At 72.7% G+C, this 16582-nt stretch carries 14 protein-coding genes and 1 other RNA gene; 8 read left to right on the top strand and 7 right to left on the bottom strand.

Annotation, left to right across the window (positions count from 1 at the left end; genetic code table 11):
- Window positions 1-59: 59 nt before the first annotated feature.
- The 4 genes from J7I97_RS17145 to J7I97_RS17130 form a co-directional block, all read right to left on the bottom strand.
- A complete protein-coding gene (locus J7I97_RS17145; RefSeq protein ID WP_214935754.1) occupies window positions 60-875 on the bottom strand; it encodes a DUF5336 domain-containing protein in 816 nt (271 codons plus the stop codon).
- A 139-nt stretch (window positions 876-1014) separates the two neighbouring features.
- The gene (locus tag J7I97_RS17140; protein ID WP_214935752.1) at window positions 1015-2037 is read right to left on the bottom strand and encodes an N-acetylmuramoyl-L-alanine amidase; all 1023 of its coding nucleotides are present in this window, start codon (window positions 2035-2037) and stop codon (window positions 1015-1017) included.
- 149 nt (window positions 2038-2186) lie between these two features.
- Window positions 2187-2834 carry a class I SAM-dependent methyltransferase gene (locus J7I97_RS17135; protein ID WP_214935750.1) on the bottom strand — a complete coding sequence of 216 codons (648 nt, stop codon included), beginning with the start codon at window positions 2832-2834 and terminating at the stop codon, window positions 2187-2189.
- Window positions 2835-3098: 264 nt separating this feature from the next.
- Complete coding sequence (locus J7I97_RS17130; RefSeq protein WP_214935840.1) at window positions 3099-4094, bottom strand: polyprenyl synthetase family protein; 996 nt, start codon at window positions 4092-4094, stop codon at window positions 3099-3101.
- Between the two features lie 316 nt (window positions 4095-4410).
- Here J7I97_RS17130 and J7I97_RS17125 point away from each other — a divergent pair, with 316 nt between their 5' ends.
- Window positions 4411-6576 (top strand): acyl-CoA dehydrogenase, encoded by a 2166-nt coding sequence (locus J7I97_RS17125; protein ID WP_214935748.1) that lies wholly within the window; start codon window positions 4411-4413, stop codon window positions 6574-6576.
- Window positions 6577-6598: 22 nt separating this feature from the next.
- Complete coding sequence (locus J7I97_RS17120) at window positions 6599-7789, top strand: lipid-transfer protein (protein ID WP_214935746.1); 1191 nt, start codon at window positions 6599-6601, stop codon at window positions 7787-7789.
- 121 nt (window positions 7790-7910) lie between these two features.
- Here the strand turns inward: J7I97_RS17120 and J7I97_RS17115 are convergent, their stop codons facing one another.
- Window positions 7911-8270, bottom strand: coding sequence for a DNA-binding response regulator (locus J7I97_RS17115; protein ID WP_251058886.1), 360 nt, complete (start codon window positions 8268-8270; stop codon window positions 7911-7913).
- A gap of 265 nt (window positions 8271-8535) precedes the next feature.
- Between J7I97_RS17115 and J7I97_RS17110 the strand changes: the two genes are divergently transcribed.
- The 3 genes from J7I97_RS17110 to J7I97_RS17100 all read left to right on the top strand — a co-directional run bounded on the left by J7I97_RS17110 (window position 8536) and on the right by J7I97_RS17100 (window position 11581).
- Window positions 8536-9390 carry a MaoC/PaaZ C-terminal domain-containing protein gene (locus J7I97_RS17110; protein WP_214935742.1) on the top strand — a complete coding sequence of 285 codons (855 nt, stop codon included), beginning with the start codon at window positions 8536-8538 and terminating at the stop codon, window positions 9388-9390.
- 24 nt (window positions 9391-9414) lie between these two features.
- Window positions 9415-10491, top strand: coding sequence for a Zn-dependent alcohol dehydrogenase (locus J7I97_RS17105; protein ID WP_214935740.1), 1077 nt, complete (start codon window positions 9415-9417; stop codon window positions 10489-10491).
- A gap of 145 nt (window positions 10492-10636) precedes the next feature.
- The gene (locus tag J7I97_RS17100) at window positions 10637-11581 is read left to right on the top strand and encodes a 3-oxoacyl-ACP reductase (protein ID WP_214935738.1); all 945 of its coding nucleotides are present in this window, start codon (window positions 10637-10639) and stop codon (window positions 11579-11581) included.
- Window positions 11582-11612: 31 nt separating this feature from the next.
- Here J7I97_RS17100 and J7I97_RS17095 read toward each other — a convergent pair whose 3' ends face one another.
- Window positions 11613-12704 (bottom strand): hypothetical protein, encoded by a 1092-nt coding sequence (locus tag J7I97_RS17095; RefSeq protein ID WP_214935736.1) that lies wholly within the window; start codon window positions 12702-12704, stop codon window positions 11613-11615.
- Between the two features lie 287 nt (window positions 12705-12991).
- On the opposite strand from J7I97_RS17095, the gene J7I97_RS17090 reads away from it, so the two are divergent.
- Genes J7I97_RS17090 through J7I97_RS17080 form a run of 3 tightly spaced genes read left to right on the top strand, consistent with a single transcriptional unit; the run spans window position 12992 to window position 16013 of the window.
- Complete coding sequence (locus J7I97_RS17090) at window positions 12992-13849, top strand: Nif3-like dinuclear metal center hexameric protein (protein WP_214935734.1); 858 nt, start codon at window positions 12992-12994, stop codon at window positions 13847-13849.
- Window positions 13846-14589, top strand: coding sequence for a zinc ribbon domain-containing protein (locus tag J7I97_RS17085; protein ID WP_214935839.1), 744 nt, complete (start codon window positions 13846-13848; stop codon window positions 14587-14589). Before J7I97_RS17090 ends, J7I97_RS17085 begins: the two co-directional genes overlap by 4 nt.
- Complete coding sequence (locus tag J7I97_RS17080; protein ID WP_214935732.1) at window positions 14589-16013, top strand: bifunctional RNase H/acid phosphatase; 1425 nt, start codon at window positions 14589-14591, stop codon at window positions 16011-16013. The genes J7I97_RS17085 and J7I97_RS17080 overlap by 1 nt, the downstream gene beginning before the upstream one ends.
- An 83-nt stretch (window positions 16014-16096) precedes the next feature.
- Here J7I97_RS17080 and rnpB read toward each other — a convergent pair.
- Window positions 16097-16506: RNase P RNA component class A (rnpB, locus tag J7I97_RS17075), an RNA gene on the bottom strand.
- Between the last annotated feature and the right edge of the window lie 76 nt (window positions 16507-16582).

Here is a 16582-nt window from a genome sequence, read left to right as displayed (position 1 = left end):
GCCGTTGGCTCACGCGTCGGGCCGCGAGCGCCCCGAGGGGAGCCGGGCCGTCCTCGGCGTCAGCCGCGCTGGATGCCCGAGGTGTCGTTCAGGACGCCGCGGCGCCCGTCCTGGGTCTGGGCGATGAGCGTGGCCTCGCCGCGCTGCTCCACGGCCAGGTACCAGGTGCCCGGGGCGAGTTCGGCGATCGGGGTGGGGGAACCGTCCTCGGCGAAGAGGGGGCGGGCCACCGGGACGGCGAACCAGAAGGGGGTGAAGTCCGCTGCCGGGGCGGCGTCCTGCGCGGCCGGGGCGGGGGTCGGGGTCGGAGCCGGGGCGGCCTGGCCGCCGTACGGCGCGACCGGCTGCGGGGTGGCCCCGTACGCCTGCGGCTGCTGGCCGCCCGGGTAGCCGTATCCGGTGCCCGGCTGCGGCTGGGCGCCGTACGCCGGGACGGCGCCGGGCGCCGGGTCCGGGATCAGCTGACCGGCGAGCGCCGGGATCTTGGGGCCCGCGACGGCCACACCCGCCATGGCCAGGGTGGAGAGGAAGGAGATGACCGCGCCGGCGCCCAGGTCGAAGGTGCTCGGGCAGGTGATCAGCGACCACAGCGAGGCCCAGACGGCGGAAACGGCGAGCACGCTGCCCCACGCCTGGAGCGGGAGACCCGCCAGGTTGCGGGGCTGCGGCAGGAAGCGGGAGCCGGCGATCAGGCCTGCGGCGACGAAGCCGGCCAGGAAGATCGAGGGCAGGGCAAGGTGGTAGACGTCGGTGTCCCACACACTGGGCAGGTCGACGCCGTCGGCGGAGTAAAAATCGAGCAACGAGGCGATGAACAGCAGCACCGCTGCTCCGATCACCACGCCATCGCCTCGAGTGAGGGAGCGGATATTCACTTCGTCGGTGTCCTTCTCGGTCTCGGTCGTCTCGTGGTGCCGCGGTCGCGCGTCATGACGGGAGCGGGGCGGGCGGGCACCATCGTACGGACGTCTGCCGCGACCTGGAGGATCGGGGCGGCGAGCTGTCCTTGTGGGACTACCCGCCGAGGAAGCCGACGACGCCGTTCGCGATGCCCTCTGCTGCCTTCTGCCGCCACTCCGGACTCGTCAGCTGCGCCGCGTCCTTGGCGTCACGCATGTTGCCGCATTCGATGAACACCTTGGGCCTGGTCGACAAATTGAGTCCGCCGAGATCGTCCCTGACGACCAAACCGGTACCGCCGCCGAGGTAGTTGGCGGGAACGGACCCGGTGCTGCGGGCGAAGTTCCCGGCGATCCGCTCGCCCAGCTCCCGGGACGGCCCGACGATCTTGGCGGTGTCCGCGGCACCTGCCTTGACCTTGGCCGGGAGGATGATGTGGTAGCCGCGGTTGCCGGCGGAGGCGCCGTCCGCGTGGACGGAGACCACCGCGTCGGCGTTCGCCTCGTTGCCGATCCGGGCCCGCTCGTCGATGCAGGGGCCCCAGGGGCGGTCGGCCTCGTGGGTGAACACCACCTTGACGCCCTTGGCTTCCAGCAGGCTCCGCGTCCGCCGGGACACGTCGAGGGAGAACTCGGCCTCCATGTAGCCGGAGTTGGTGGTGGTGCCGGTGGTGTCGCATTCCTTGCGGTTGGTTCCGATGTCGACCTGCTTGTCGATCTCTTCGGTGTGCTTGAAGTTGCCGGTGTTGTGGCCCGGGTCGATGACCACGGTCCGGCCCGCGAGCGGGCCCTTGGCCGGTGCCGGCGCGGCCGCGGACGCCGATGCGGACGCCGATGCGGACGCCGCCGCGGACGAGGAGGCGGAGTCGGCGGAGGGCGAGGCGGTGCTGGGCTTCGCGTCTCCGCCGCCGTGGGCGGTGCCGGGCGCGGTGTGCGAGGCGGGCAGCGGCGCAAGCCGCGGCTTCGCCCCGTCCGGGCCGGCCCCGGTCAGAACATGGGTCAGCACCCAGCCCGCCAGACAGGCCGGGGCGAGCGCGGCGACCGCGACCGCGAGGGTGGAGCGGCGGGTCAGCCAGCGCCGGTCCGGGCTGACCGAGGAGGCGGACTCGGGAGGCGGGGGACTGTCGTCGTTGCGCACCTCGCGATGCTAGACCGCCCGCCCGCCGGGCGTCCGGGTATGGGCCATCCGAGGGCGTGGTGTGATTGTCACTTATGTGACGGCCATGACGGCCATGACGGCCATGACGGTTGTTGCGGATCCCTGCCCGCAGGCGTCCTGCGGCCGGGTCAGATGCCGGGGCCGGTGCGGCGCAGTACGCGCATCGAGTCCGTGACGGAGATCTCCTCGAAGGCGCCGGAGGCCAGGGCGCGCAGGTAGATCCGGTAAGGCGCCTGGCCGCCGTCGGCCGGGTCCGGGAACACGTCGTGGATGACCAGCGTCCCGCCCTCGGCGAGGTGCGGGGCCCAGCCCTCGTAATCGCCGGCGGCGTGCTCGTCGGTGTGGCCGCCGTCGATGAAGACGAAGCCGAGCGGACCGCCCCAGGCGGCGGCGACCTGCGGGGAGCGGCCGACGATCGCGATCACGTGGTCTTCGAGACCCGCCTTGTGCAGGGTGCGGCGGAAGGTCGGGAGGGTGTCCATCAGGCCGATCTCCGGGTCCACGACGGTGGGGTCGTGGTACTCCCAGCCCGGCTGCTGCTCCTCGCTGCCGCGGTGGTGGTCGACGGTGATCGCGGCCACGCCGGCCTCGCGGGCGGCATCGGCGAGCAGGAGGGTGGAGCGTCCGCAGTACGTGCCGACCTCCAGGAGGGGCAGCCCGAGCGCCGCCGCCGTGGTGGCGGCCTCGAACAGGGCGAGGCCCTCGCGTACCGGCATGAAGCCCTTGGCGGCCTCGAAGGCGGCGAGGGTCTCCGGCTTGGGGGTGGCGGGGGCCATGGGTTCCTCCTGGACTGCGGGTGGGGGCCCATGCTGCCTTACCGGCTGGTAGGACGCCACGCCCGGGGGCCGCCGGCCCCGAGTCACGCCGGGGCGCCAATGCCGGGGGGAGCCGCCGGGGTGCCATGCCGGGGTAGCCGCCGGGGTCTCATGCCGGGGGTAGCGCCGGGGTGTCATGTGGGGTCCCATGCGGGGCGGCCGCCGCCCCCGCGGTCCGGCCGGGGGCTGCCTCCGGCTGCGCGCGCCGCGGGATCGCGGCCGTTCCTACACCGGAACCGGTCGCGCGGTGTCGAAGGCCGGCTCCAGGAGCATCTGGGCCGCGTGGTCCACGAGCCGCCGCAGGATGCCCGCGTACCGACCGTCGCCGTCCAGTCCGTCCAGAATGCGATACGCCTCGTCGCGGAATCCGTCGAGGTCCTCCCGGTACTGATGAAGAACGCCGGGCGCGAGAAGCAGGCCGGTGAGCTCGGACCTCGCCGCACCGGAATGCCTCGCGGCGGCGCAGAGGGCGAGGAGGTGCTCCCTGGATTCGGGCGACGCGTCGTCGAGGGCGCAGGTGAGCAGATAGGTGACCGTCCCGTTCAGGAGGTCCTCATTGCGGCCGGACAGGATGTCCTCCTGGTCATTGAACAACTGCCACAGGATGCCGAAGACATATCCGAACTCACGCCACAGCTCTGTTTCCTCTCTGGTCGCGCCCGACAATATCGCCGCCATTGCCGTGATCATCGAGAACGGCCCGCCGGACTTGCCGCGGTAGGCGGTGACCACCGATTTCCGGGTGGCGTTCTCGACGTCTCCGCTGATGTCGCTCAGCTGGCCCTCGGTGCCGACGACCCAGCCGGTCGCGACCTCGGCCGTCAACGCGGTGTGGACGGGTGCCGGAACCCGGAGGGACTGGATGATCCGGAAAGGAAGAATCGTTCCGCTGATGACGGAAGCGAGCATGGCCTCGTTCTCGCTGAGGCCGGAGGTGAGGGTCGTGCCGTGCCCGTCGGCGAGGTCGTCGAGAAAACACGCCGACGTCCACCAGAGCACGTGCAGGGCGGACAGCGGGGCTGCCGGTGTGGCGCTGCCCGTCTCGACGGCGTGCACCAGCATCGGCAGTACCGACAGGGGATGCTTCAATTTCTGATGTCGCAAGAGTTTGGTGACGGCGTTCCTGACCGCCTCCGACTCCGGGCCGAGCAGGCCGAGAGCAGCTTCGATCTCCGCGTCGATATCAGTGGAGACCTGCCGATGCAGGTCGACATACGACATGGAATTCACGTGGTGGCTCCCCATTTCAAGGGTCGTTTTGAGTCGAGTTGTGGCACAGATTCGATCATTTCGGAATGGAGGGGAGCTAGAGCGACTTACGGCCATGGCCGGTTCGCTTCGGCCGCGTTCGCGTCCGGGTATGCGTCGGCGTCCGCACCGGCGTCGCGTCCGCGGCGCCGTCCGCGCCGGCCGGCCCCGCCGGATCCGACCATGGATCTGACCTTCCGTCAGAATGGAACGTGTTCTAGTCTGGCCCGCGACCAGGGGACCCGCCCGGCGGTGGCCGGGGCAGGCGGAGAGGGCGGCAGGGATCCGTATGGGCATCGGAATCACGCAAGAACAGCGGGAGCTGGCCGAGGCCGTGCGCGGCTGGGTGGCGCGGGCCGTGCCGCCCGAGGAGGTGCGCAAACTGCTCGACACCCCGCCGCAGGCCGGGGCGAGACCCGCCTACTGGGACGCACTCGCCGACTCCGGGCTGCTCGCCCCGCACCTGGAGGGTGGCACCCTGCTCGACCTCGCCGTGGTGGTCGAGGAGGCGGCCCGGGCGGCGCTGCCCGGGGCGTACCTGCCGAGCGTGCTGGCCTCCGTACTGCTGGACCGGGCCGGGGCCGAGGGGCTCGGCGGGCGGGTAGGGGCGGTCGCGCTCGGCCCCGGGACCATGACCGCCGTCGCCGTCGAGGGCGGCGGACACCTGCTCGACGGGATCGCGCCGCCGGTGCTCGGGGCGGGCGAGGCCGACCTCGTACTGCTCGCCGCCGAGGCCGCCCACGGCACCCGCTGGTTCGCGGTGGACGCCGCCGCGCTGGACATCCGTACCCACGAGGCCGCCGACCCGACCCGGCCCACCGCCGAGGTCCAGGCCCGCGGGGTCACCGTCGTGCCCGGCCGGCTGCTGGAGCTGGACGCGGCCCTGGTCCGGGACCTGGCCTGCACCCTGTTCGCGGCCGACGCCTGCGGCACCGCCGCCTGGGCCCTGCACACGGCCGCCGAGTACGCCAAGGTGCGCGAGCAGTTCGGCCGGCCCATCGGGCGGTTCCAGGGCGTCAAGCACCTCTGCGCCGACATGCTGGTCCGGCTGGAGCAGGCCCGGGCGCTGGCCTGGGACGCGGCGAACAGCATGGACGAGGCCCCCGAGGTCCGGTCCCTGGTGGCCGCGCTCGCTGCGGGCACCGCGCTGGACGCCGCGTACTCCTGCGCCAAGGACTGCATCCAGGTGCTCGGCGGCATCGGCTTCACCTGGGAGCACGACGCCCACATCTACCTGCGCCGCGCGATCGTGGCCCGTCAGCTCCTCGGGTCCGGCGACGGGCACCGCGTACGGGCCGTGCGGTTCGCGGAGGCGGGCGCTCGCCGGGAACTGAGGCTGGAACTCCCCGCGGAGGCCGAGGCGCACCGGGCGAAGGCCCGTACCGCCGTCGAGGACGCCCGCGGGCTGGACCCGGCCGCCGCGCGCCGGGTCCTGGCCCCCACCGGGTACGCGGCCCCCCATCTCCCGCCCCCGTACGGCCTCGGCGCCGGACCGGTCGAACAGCTCGTCGTCCAGCAGGAGCTGAAGCGGGCCGGGGTCACGATCGCCGACCTGGGGATCGCCACCTGGGTCGTCCCCTCGCTGATCGCCTACGGGACGGACGCGCAGCGGGAGGCCTACGTACTCCCCACCCTGCGCGGCGAGCTCACCTGGTGCCAGCTCTTCTCGGAGCCGGGCGCGGGCTCCGACCTGGCCTCCCTGCGGACCAGGGCGGAGCGTACCGAGGAGGGCGGCTGGAGGGTCAACGGGCAGAAGGTGTGGACGAGTTCCGCGCACACCGCCGACTTCGGGATCCTGCTGGCCCGGACGGATCCGGACGCGCCGAAGCACAAGGGGCTCGGGTACTTCGTCGTCGACATGAGGCGGACCCCGGGCATCGACATCCGGCCGCTGAAGGAGATCAACGGCGAGGCCCTCTTCAACGAGGTCTACTTCGACGACGCGGAGCTCCCGGCGGACGCCCTGGTGGGAGCGGCGGACGGAGGGTGGCGGGTCGCGCGCAACACCCTCGGCAACGAGCGGGTCCACATGGCCGACCAGATGGCCTTCGACACTCCCCCTGGGCCTGGCGGCCCGGGAGGTACCCCCGGTCTGGAGGCGCTGATCAGGCGCTCCGCCGGCCTCGACGGGGCCACCCGCGCGCGGATCGGGGCGCTCGCCGCCGAGGCGCACGCGCTGGCCTGCATCGGGCTGCGCACCACCCTCCAGCAGGTGTCGGGGCTGGAGCCGGGCGCGGGTGCGTCCGTACGCAAGCTCGTGCAGACCCCGCACCAGCAGCGGACCGCGGAGCTCGCCCTCGAACTGCTGGGACCGGCAGGCGCGGTGCGGGAGGGGGCGGGGGAGCGGGCGGTGCACGGGATGCTCATGTCGCGCTGCCTGACCATCGCCGGGGGCACCACACAGGTCCAGCTCAATGTCGTCGCCGAGCGGATTCTCGGCCTTCCCAGGGACTAGTAGGGGACAGGAGTTGTCAGGCATGAAGTCGTACATCGTGGGCGTCGGCATGACGAAGTTCGAGAAGCCGGAGTCGCGGGACTGGCAGTACTGGGACATGGTCAAGGAGGCCGGGTCCGCGGCGCTCGCGGACGCGGGGATCGACTACGGGCGGGTGGAGCAGGTCCCGGTCGGCTACTGCTTCCAGGCCTCCACGGCAGGGCAGCGGGCGGTGTACGAACTGGGGCTGAGCGGAGTCCCGGTCTACAACGTGAACAACAACTGCGCGACGGGCGCGACGGCGCTGATGATGGCGCGGCAGTTCGTGGAGGGGGGCCTCAACGACTGTGTGCTCGCGCTGGGCTTCGAGAAGATGAAGAAGGGCGCGCTGGGGGGCGGGGCCGACGCCGGTTCCGACTTCAAGACCTCGCCGGTGGCCCGGCACTACGGGATCATGGCCGCCGGGCACGGTTTCGAGATGTCGCCGCCGACCGCGCAGATCTTCGGGAACGCGGCGCGGGAGCACATGGAGCGGTACGGGACCACCGCCGCGCAGCTGGCGGCGGTGGGCGCGAAGAACCACCGGCACTCGGCGAACAATCCGAACGCGCAGTTCCAGGACGTGTACTCGCTGGACGAGATCCTCGCGGCGAAGCCGATCCACGACCCGCTGACGAAGCTCCAGTGCTCGCCGACGTCGGACGGGGCCGCGGCGGCACTGGTGGTGTCCGAGCGGTTCGTGGTGGAACACGGGCTGCACGACAAGGCGGTCGAGATCGTGGGCCAGGCGATGGCCACGGACACGGAGGCGTCGTTCTCGTCGGGTTCGTGCATCGACGTGGTCGGCAAGCCGGTGTCGGCGGCGGCCGCGCGGAGGGTGTGGGAGGGGTCGGGGCTCGGCATCGAGGATGTGGACGTCGTGGAGCTGCACGACTGCTTCTCGGTCAACGAGCTGCTGACGTACGAGGCGCTGGGCATGTGCGGGGACGGCGCCTCGGGCCGGCTGGTGGAGAGCGGAGCGACCACGTACGGGGGCCGCTGGGTGGTCAACCCCTCCGGGGGCCTGATCTCGAAGGGCCACCCGCTGGGCGCGACCGGGCTCGCGCAGGCGGCGGAGCTGGTGTGGCAGCTGCGGGGCGAGGCGGGGGCCCGGCAGGTACCCGGCGCCCGGGTGGGCCTGGCCCACAACATCGGCCTGGGCGGCGCGGCGGTGGTCACCCTGCTCCGCCGCTAGGGGGTGTCCGGCCCGTCTTCCGGATCAGGGCGGGCCCCGGCCCGGCTGCGGGGGCCACCGATATGGGTTGGTTCCCGTGCCCGGCAGCCGGACCCTCACGGGGTGACCCCGGGCCTCCGTATCAGGGGCCCGACAGGGTGGGGTCGATGACCGTTTCGCCCCGCGAGGCTCGCCGGATGGCGTCCGCCAGGTCCTCCACCGGGCCGTCCCGCAGGACCAGGCCCGCCGCCCCCGCGGCAAGGGCCGCCTCCCGCAGGCCGGGGTGCGCCGAGCCGGTCAGCAGCAGGACCGCGCATTCCGGGTCCTCCGCCAGGAGCGCCGGCACCGAATCCAGCTCCTCCGCCAGCGCCACCGCCGGCCGTCCCAGCGCCGAGGCCACCACCTCGATGTCCGGCTGGAGGCCGAGCTGGACCGCCAGGGCCGGGTTCGGCGGCGAAAGCAGGACCCGCAGGGACCTGGTGGGGCGCTGGTAAACCGGCATTTCGTTCACCCCGCCAGGGTAGGCCGGCCCACCCCGATCGACGCACAACACGGCTGGGTGAAGGTGATTCTGACGTGAAGTCAGGACTCTTCCCAAGTGGTGGGGCGTGCGTTATACATTCCTTCACCGGCACTCTAGAACGCGTTCTAGAACCGGTCCCGCATACGACCTCGGTGCGGCCGACGGTGCGGACGGCCGCACCGAGGTCTTCCAAGGCCTCTTCGTCCAAGGCCCTCGTTCCTCCACGACAGGGAGCAGCATCCCGATGCCGATCGATGCCGCCAAGGCCCTCGCCGCCGACCCCCGCCACGGGGACATCGCCTGGGATCACAAGGACATCCAGCTCTACCACCTCGGCCTCGGCGCCGGTCTCCCGGCCACCGACCCCGACGAGCTGCGTTACACCCTGGAGTCCAAGCTCCACGTGCTCCCCAGCTTCGCGACCGTCGCCGGTGCCGGCATGGCCATGCTGGGCGGCCTCGCCGCGCCGGGGATCGAGGTCAACCTCGCCGCCGTCCTGCACGGCGGGCATTCCATCGAGCTGCACCGGCCGATCCCGGTCAAGGGCCGGGCCACCTCCACATCCAAGGTCGCCGCCGTCTACGACAAGGGCAAGGCGGCCGTGATCGTACTGCGCTCCGAGGTCGCGGACTCCGACGGGCCGCTGTGGACCAGCGATGCGCAGATCTTCGTACGGGGTGAGGGCGGGTTCGGCGGGGAGCGCGGACCCTCCGCCCGGGAGGAGGCGCCCGGCCGCGAGCCCGACCGGATCGAGGAGCGGCGGATCCGCGAGGATCAGGCGCTGCTCTACCGCCTCTCCGGCGACTGGAACCCCCTGCACGCCGACCCCGAGTTCGCCAAGCTGGCCGGCTTCGACCGGCCGATCCTGCACGGCCTGTGCTCGTACGGGATGACCCTCAAGGCCGTCGTCGACACCGCCCTCGGCGGGGACGTGTCCCGGGTCCGCGCCTACCGCACACGCTTCGCCGGGATCGTCTTCCCCGGCGAGACCCTGCGGATCCGGATGTGGGAGGAGCCCGGCCGGGTCCAGGTCTCGGTGACCGCCGTCGAACGGGACGACGCGCCGGTCCTCGCCGACACCGTCGTCGAACACGTGTAATCCAAAACGCCAAGGAGCCGCACCGTGCGCGCAGCACTGCAGAGCGAGATCGGCCAGGACAAGCTGGAAGTCGTCGACGACATGGAGGCCGTGGGCTTCGGCCCCGGCAAGGTCAAGGTCCGCATCAAGGCCACCGGACTGTGCCACTCCGACCTCTCCGCGATGAGCGGCGTCCTGCCTCAGCCGGCCCCCTTCATACCGGGCCACGAGGGCTCGGGCGAGATCGTGGACGTCGGCGACGGGGTCACCAGTCACAAGATCGGCGACCGGGTGCTGGTCTGCTGGCTGCCGCCGTGCGGGCACTGTCCCTCCTGCAAGCGCGGCCAGGGGCACCTGTGCCTGGAGGCCTTCGGGAACGTCGCCACGCCCAACTTCCGCCGTGCGGGCAGTGACATCTTCGGATTCGCCGGCACCGGCACCTTCTCCGAGGAGATGGTGGTGCCCGCCGCGTGCGCCGTACCGATCCCCGACGACCTGCCGTACGACATCGCCGCGCTGATCGGCTGCGGTGTGACCACCGGCCTGGGCGCGGCCATCAACACCGCGAAGGTGGAGGCCGGGTCGTCCGTCGCGGTCATCGGCTGCGGCGGCGTCGGCATCTCCGTCATCCAGGGCGCCAAGGTGCAGGGCGCGGCGCAGATCATCGCCGTGGACCCGGTCGCCTCGCGGCGTGAGGCGGCGCTGCGGTTCGGGGCGACCGAGGCGGTCGCGCCGGAGGCCTTCGGTGACGCGAAGAACCGGATCACGGCGGGGGAGGGCTTCGACTACGTCTTCGAGGTCGTCGGGAAGTCCGCGACCGCGCACACCGCGTACGAGATGACCCGGCGCGGCGGCTCGGTGGTCGTGGTCGGCGCGGGCGCGCTCGACGACAACTACTCGATCAACATGTTCTCGCTGTTCTTCGACGAGAAGAAGATCCTGCCGTCGATGTACGGAGGCGGGGACGTGCTCCGCTCCTACGACCGCACCATCGCGCTGTGGCGGTCCGGCCGGGTGGACCTCGCGGGGCTGATCACGCACCGGGTGCATCTCGCCGAGATCAACGACGCCCTCGACCAGATGCGTACGGGTGTCGCCCTGCGCACCTGCATCGAACTCTGACCTGCTCGACCTCCACTGACCTCTGTTGATCTCCACTGGCCTGCTCGACCTCTACCGACCTGCTCGACCCCGACCCGCTCGACCTCTACCGACCCGCTCGACCTGCTCTGGCCTGCTCTGACTCGTTCTGAGAGGAACCGTACGGATGTCACTGCCACTTGAGGGGCTCTCCGCCATCGTCACCGGCGCCGGCCGCGGGCTCGGCCGGGCCGAGGCGATCGAGCTCGCACGGCTCGGCGCGAGCGTCGTCGTCAACGACTTCGGCCAGCCCGGCCGCGACGGCTCCGGGGAGGCCTCGGCCGCCCCGGCCGAGGAGGTCGCCGAGGAGATCCGCGCCGCGGGCGGGCAGGCGGTGGCGCACCTCGGTGACGTGGCCGACTTCGAGCAGGCGCGGGAACTGGTCGAGCTGGCGGTGAACAGCTTCGGCAAGCTCGACATCCTGGTCAACAACGCGGGGATCCTGCGCGACCGGATGGTGTTCTCGATGTCGGAGGCGGAGTGGGACTCGGTGATCCGCGTCCACCTCAAGGGTCACTTCAACACCACCCACTTCGCCTCCGCGCACTGGCGGGAGCGGTCCAAGGCGGCGGGCGGCCCGGTCTACGGCCGGATCGTCAACACCTCCTCCGAGGCGTTCCTCGGCGGCTCGGCCGGCCAGCCGAATTACGCGGCGGCCAAGGGCGGCATCGTCGGGCTCACCACCTCGACCGCCCTCGCCCTGGCCAAGTACGGGGTGACGGCCAACGCCATCTGCCCCCGCGCCCGCACCCGGATGACCGAGGACGTCTTCGCCGGCTTCCAGGTCCCGGAGGAGGGCAAGCTCGACGCCCTCGCCCCCGAGCACGTCTCCCCGCTGGTTGGCTACCTGGCCTCACCCGCCTCCGCCAAGGCCAACGGGCAGCTGTTCGTCGTGCACGGCGGAATCGTCGTCGTCATGGAACGCCCGAAGGTGGCGGCGAAGTTCGACACCACCAAGGAGGCGTTCTCCTACGAGGAGCTCGACGAGGTCCTCACCCCGCACTACGACTCCCGCCCTGCGAACGAGACCTTCGCGGCGGCGGAGGTCCTCGGCCTCAAACACGCCCTCTAGGGGCGGCCCGAACCGCACCACGCGCCCGATGTCACCTCAGCGGGGCCTGCTGGAGGGGGATCGGGCGCGGTGCTGGCGGCGGCGGGGGGTCCAGGCGGACCGGGGGCGGCGGGGCCACCGGGATGGCCAGGCTCACGAGGGCGCACGGGACGTCCGGGGTGGCGTACGGCAGACGCAGGCGGCCCTCCCGGGTCCACAGCCCCGTGCCGCCGAGCCAGCCGACCGGGGCGCCGAGGCGGAAGACATGCCGGTCGGCGGGGCGCCACAGACCGATGCCGCCCTCGTCCAGCCGGAGCGCCACCCCGCAGGTCTCCGGCATCAGGGCCTGGCCCGGCTGCACCGCGAACGGTGTCGCCCCCATCGCCCCCACCCCCCGCAGGCACTCCGGGAAACGGACCGGGCGGGAGCTGCCCAGGACCCCCCAGCCCAGCCGCGGTTCGCCGGGGCCCGGGGCGTCCGAGCGGATCAGCAGCAGCCCGCTTTCCGGGTCGGCCAGGAGCAGCCGGTCGTCGCTGGCCTCCGCGATCTGGAGCAGCGGGGACACCTCGCCGCCGCGGCCCAGGTCCACCGCGACGGCCTTGGTGCGGCCCTCCAGTTCGCGGTCCAGGGCCAGCAGGCGGCCCGTGCGGTCCAGCCAGACGCCGCCCGAGCACCGGCCGGGGATCCGGGCGACCGGCCCGAAGGCGCCCCCCGCCACCTGCCACACCGCGGTCTCGTCCGGTCCCACGGCCAGGGCGAAGGCGCCGCACCCGTCCGGGGACGGCGGCAGCAGGGACACCCGTACGTCGTCACCCGCCGGGTGCACCGCGCCCAGCGGCAGCTCCCCGGTCCGCGGCCCGGCCGCCGCGCCGCCACCGCCCGTCGGGTACAGCAGGGCGAAGGCGTGCCGCTCCGCGACCCGGCGGTGGATCAGCACCCGCCCGTCGGCCAGCGGCAGCACCTCGCTGTCGGCCTCCTCGGGCTGCGCGAGCGGCAGCGGCACCGCGTACGGCTCGGGCCCGGCCACGGTCCAGCGCTCCGGGTAACGCGCCTCGCCGTCCCCGGCCAGCCGGGCCGCGTACGAACCGTCCGCGGCGATGGTGAACGGGGCCGTCGTCGTGATCTCGATGGCACAGGCAGTCATGCGGGGTCACCTCCGGTGAGGAAGCTAGTTTTCGCAATTCCTGCCGGACAAGACGACCAACCTGGCTTCACACATACGGGTGGCCGGGCGGCGATTCGCCTGTGGTGGACGGGGTGAGTGTGCTGTGCGATATCGGGGCGTTTGGGGTGACAGGTGGATATGGTTTCGCCATTTCGAAGGGTTGCCCTACCGAGGGCGCGGGGGCGCGGGGCGCCTCGCCGGGCGCCCGCCCGCATCCCGGCCCGGGGGATCGGCGGGCCGGGCGCCACGGACGGTAGCCTTGGCCCGTGCCCCGTCTCTCTGAAGTCATCGCCGTGCTGGACGCGCTCTGGCCCCCCTCGCGGGCCGAGGAGTGGGACGCCGTGGGAACCGTCTGCGGCGATCCCGACGCCGAGATCTCCCGGGTCCTGTTCGCCGTGGACCCCGTCCAGGAGATCGTCGACGAGGCCGTGAAGCTGGACGCCGACCTGATCGTCACCCACCACCCCCTCTATCTGCGCGGCACCACCACCGTCGAGGCAGGCACCTTCAAGGGCCGTGTCGTGCACACGCTGATCAAGAACGACATCGCTCTGCACGTCGCCCACACCAACGCCGACACCGCCGACCCCGGGGTCTCAGACGCCCTCGCCGGCGCCCTGGACCTGCGCGTCACCGGCCCCCTCGTGCCCGACCCCACCGACCCCGAGGGCCGCCGGGGCCTCGGCCGGATCTGCGAGCTGGATCACCCCGAGACCCTGCGGGAGTTCGCCGCCCGCGCCGCCGCCCGGCTGCCCCGGACCGCGCAGGGCATCCGTGCGGCCGGCGACCCGGACGCGCTGATCCGTACCGTCGCCGTCAGCGGCGGCTCCGGCGACAGCCTCTTCGCGCAGGTGCGGGCCGCCGGCGTGGACGCCTTCCTCACCGCCGACCTGCGCCACCACCCGGTGTCCGAGGCGCGCGAGCAGAGCCCGCTCGCCCTCGTCGACGCCGCCCACTGGGCCACCGAGTGGCCCTGGTGCGAGCAGGCCGCCGCGCAGCTCGACGCGATCTCCGAACGCCATGGCTGGGGTCTGCGTACCCACGTCTCGCGCGCGGTCACCGACCCCTGGACGGCGCACGCGCCGTCCGTCACACCCCCTTCTACCTCTGGAGCCCCCAACTGAACGCCGAGCCCGCCGACCAGATCCGACTTCTCGACGTCCAGGCCCTGGACGTCCGGCTGTCTCAGCTCACCCACAAGCGCAAGTCGCTGCCCGAGCACGCCGAGGTCGACTCCCTGACCAAGGACCTCACCCAGCAGCGCGACCTGCTCGTCGCCGCGCAGACGCAGGCGAGCGACGCCGCCCGCGAGCAGACCAAGGCCGAGCAGGACGTCGACCAGGTGCGCCAGCGCGCGGCCCGCGACGAGCAGCGGCTCGACTCCGGCGTGGGCATCTCGGCCCGGGACCTGGCGAACCTGCAGAGCGAGGTCGTCTCCCTGGCCAAGCGGCAGGGCGACCTGGAGGACGTGGTCCTGGAGGTCATGGAGCGCCTGGAGGCCTCGCAGGAGCGTGTCACCGAGCTGACCGAGCGGGTCTCCGCCCTCGAAGCCAAGCTGACCGACGCCACCGCGCGCCGTGACGCGACCACCGCCGAGCTCGACGCCGAGGCGGCCAAGATCGCCAAGGACCGCGAGATCGTCGTGTCGTCCATCCCGGCCGACCTGATCGCCCTGTACGAGAAGATCCGCGTCAAGCAGGGCGGGGTCGGCGCCGCGCGCCTGTACCAGCGCCGCTGCGAGGGCTGCCGGCTGGAGCTCGACATGGCCGAGGTCAACGAGATCAAGGCCGCGGCCCGCGACCAGGTCGTCCGGCACGAGAACTGCGGCCGCATCCTGGTCCGTACGGCGGACTCGGGTATCTGATGCCGCGGTTTGTCGTGGAGGCGGACGGCGGCTCCCGGGGCAACCCGGGGCCCGCCGGCTACGGCGCGGTCGTCCTCGACCCGGTGACGGGGGAGACGCTGGCCGAGCGCGCCGAGTACATCGGCGTAGCGACGAACAACGTGGCGGAGTACAAGGGCCTGATCGCCGGGCTGAAGGCGGCGCGTGAGCTCGCCCCCGACGCGCAGGTCCTCGTCCGGATGGACTCCAAGCTCGTCGTCGAGCAGATGTCGGGCCGCTGGAAGATCAAGCACGCCGACATGAAGCCCCTGGCGGCGGAGGCGGCCACGATCCTGCCCCGCTCCCAGGTGATGTACGAGTGGATCCCGCGCGAGGTGAACAAGCACGCGGACCGGCTCGCCAACGAGGCGATGGACGCGGGCAAGCGCGGCAAGCAGTGGGAGCCGTCGGACTCCACGGCCGTCTTCGACCGGGGCGCCGCCCGCGCCCTGGCCACCCCGCCGCCGTCCGGCCCGCCCGGCGACGCCGCCGCGGGTGCCGCGGCCGTACGGGCCGCCCTCGCCGCGTCCTCCTCCGGTACGTCGTCCAGCGCGGCGGCGCTCGCGGACGCAGGGGCCGACACCCTGTTCGCGGAGCCCGGCTCCGGCGCGGCGGGACGCATCCCGGCCCGGGTACCAGGGCCCGGCTCGGCCGCCCCCGCCACGACGGCCGAAGCCCCCGCGGCAACGGCCGAAGCCCCCGCCCCCGCGGCCACGGCCGCAGCCGCAGCCGCGACCGCGGCCGCCCCGGTGGCCGGTACCGGCTGGGGCCCGGTGGACATGGGTACCCCCGCCACCTTCGTGCTGCTGCGCCACGGCGAGACCGCCCTCACCCCGCAGAAGCGTTTCTCCGGCAGCGGCGGCACCGACCCCGAGCTGTCCCCGGTCGGCCGCCGCCAGGCCGTGGCCGTAGCCGAGGCGCTGGCCGCGCGCGGCACCGTCCAGGCGGTCGTCAGCTCCCCGCTACGGCGCTGCCGGGAGACCGCCCAGGCCGTCGCGGACCGCCTCGGGCTGGAGGTGGCCGTCGAAGAAGGCCTGCGCGAAACGGACTTCGGCGCCTGGGAGGGCCTGACCTTCGGCGAGGTGCGCGAGCGCTTCCCGGACGACCTCCAGGCCTGGCTGGACTCCCCGAAGGCGGCCCCCACGGGCGGCGGCGAGAGCTTCGCCCACGTCACCCGCCGGGTCCTGGCCACCCGCGACCGCCTGCTGGCCCGGTACGCCGGCCGCACGGTGCTGCTGGTCACCCACGTGACCCCGGTCAAGACGCTGGTCCGCCTCGCGCTGGGCGCCCCGCCGGAGTCCCTGTTCCGGATGGAACTCTCCGCGGCCTCCCTCTCGGCGGTGGCCTACTACGCGGACGGCAACGCCTCGGTCCGGCTCCTGAACGACACCTCGCACCTGCGGTAGCGGGCGGCGAAGCCGGGGCCCGGCCCGTACGACTGAGAACCCCCGCCACACGTGGCGGGGGTTCTCAGTATCGTCAAGGACGGCAGACGAGCCGGCCTGTACGCCGGGTTCTGTCGCCCGGAGACCTCGCGGTCGCCGGGGAGACGGCCATCCATCTAGGACCGGTGTTGCCACCGGCCTCGTGCGGTCTACCCGCGAACTCGGGCGGGCAGCCCTCGAACGTTCGCGCAGGGTTGGCCGTCCGAAAACGGACAACCCCTCTTGACCTTGCTCCGGGTGGGGTTTACCTAGCCGCCTGAGTCACCTCAGGCGCTGGTGGTCTCTTACACCACCGTTTCACCCTTACCGAGGACCGAAGCCCCCGGCGGTCTGTTTTCTGTGGCACTGTCCCGCGGGTCACCCCGGGTGGGCGTTACCCACCACCCTGCCCTGTGGAGCCCGGACGTTCCTCGGCGGGATCCGAAGATCCCGACGCGGCCGCCCAGCCGACTCGTCTGTCGTGGCGACCATGTTACCGGCTGGCCCGTCGCGGCTTGACCTTGACGCAACGGCAGGGTCTCTACTGAGCC

This window comes from Streptomyces sp. ISL-87 (assembly GCF_018614095.1).
GTDB lineage: Bacteria > Actinomycetota > Actinomycetes > Streptomycetales > Streptomycetaceae > Streptomyces.
Note: the sequence above shows the minus strand (reverse complement) of the source record. Positions and strands in the feature narration are given on the sequence as shown.

What these genes read in the sequence shown, in the direction of transcription:
- J7I97_RS17080 (WP_214935732.1), top strand. Translation starts at nt 14,589, where the DNA reads ATGCCGCGGTTTGTCGTGGAGGCGGACGGCGGCTCCCGGGGCAACCCG.
- J7I97_RS17130 (WP_214935840.1), bottom strand. Translation starts at nt 4,094, where the DNA reads ATGTCGTATGTCGACCTGCATCGGCAGGTCTCCACTGATATCGACGCG.
- J7I97_RS17110 (WP_214935742.1), top strand. Translation starts at nt 8,536, where the DNA reads ATGCCGATCGATGCCGCCAAGGCCCTCGCCGCCGACCCCCGCCACGGG.
- J7I97_RS17115 (WP_251058886.1), bottom strand. Translation starts at nt 8,270, where the DNA reads ATGCCGGTTTACCAGCGCCCCACCAGGTCCCTGCGGGTCCTGCTTTCG.
- J7I97_RS17100 (WP_214935738.1), top strand. Translation starts at nt 10,637, where the DNA reads ATGTCACTGCCACTTGAGGGGCTCTCCGCCATCGTCACCGGCGCCGGC.
- J7I97_RS17125 (WP_214935748.1), top strand. Translation starts at nt 4,411, where the DNA reads ATGGGCATCGGAATCACGCAAGAACAGCGGGAGCTGGCCGAGGCCGTG.
- J7I97_RS17095 (WP_214935736.1), bottom strand. Translation starts at nt 12,704, where the DNA reads ATGACTGCCTGTGCCATCGAGATCACGACGACGGCCCCGTTCACCATC.
- J7I97_RS17120 (WP_214935746.1), top strand. Translation starts at nt 6,599, where the DNA reads ATGAAGTCGTACATCGTGGGCGTCGGCATGACGAAGTTCGAGAAGCCG.
- J7I97_RS17135 (WP_214935750.1), bottom strand. Translation starts at nt 2,834, where the DNA reads ATGGCCCCCGCCACCCCCAAGCCGGAGACCCTCGCCGCCTTCGAGGCC.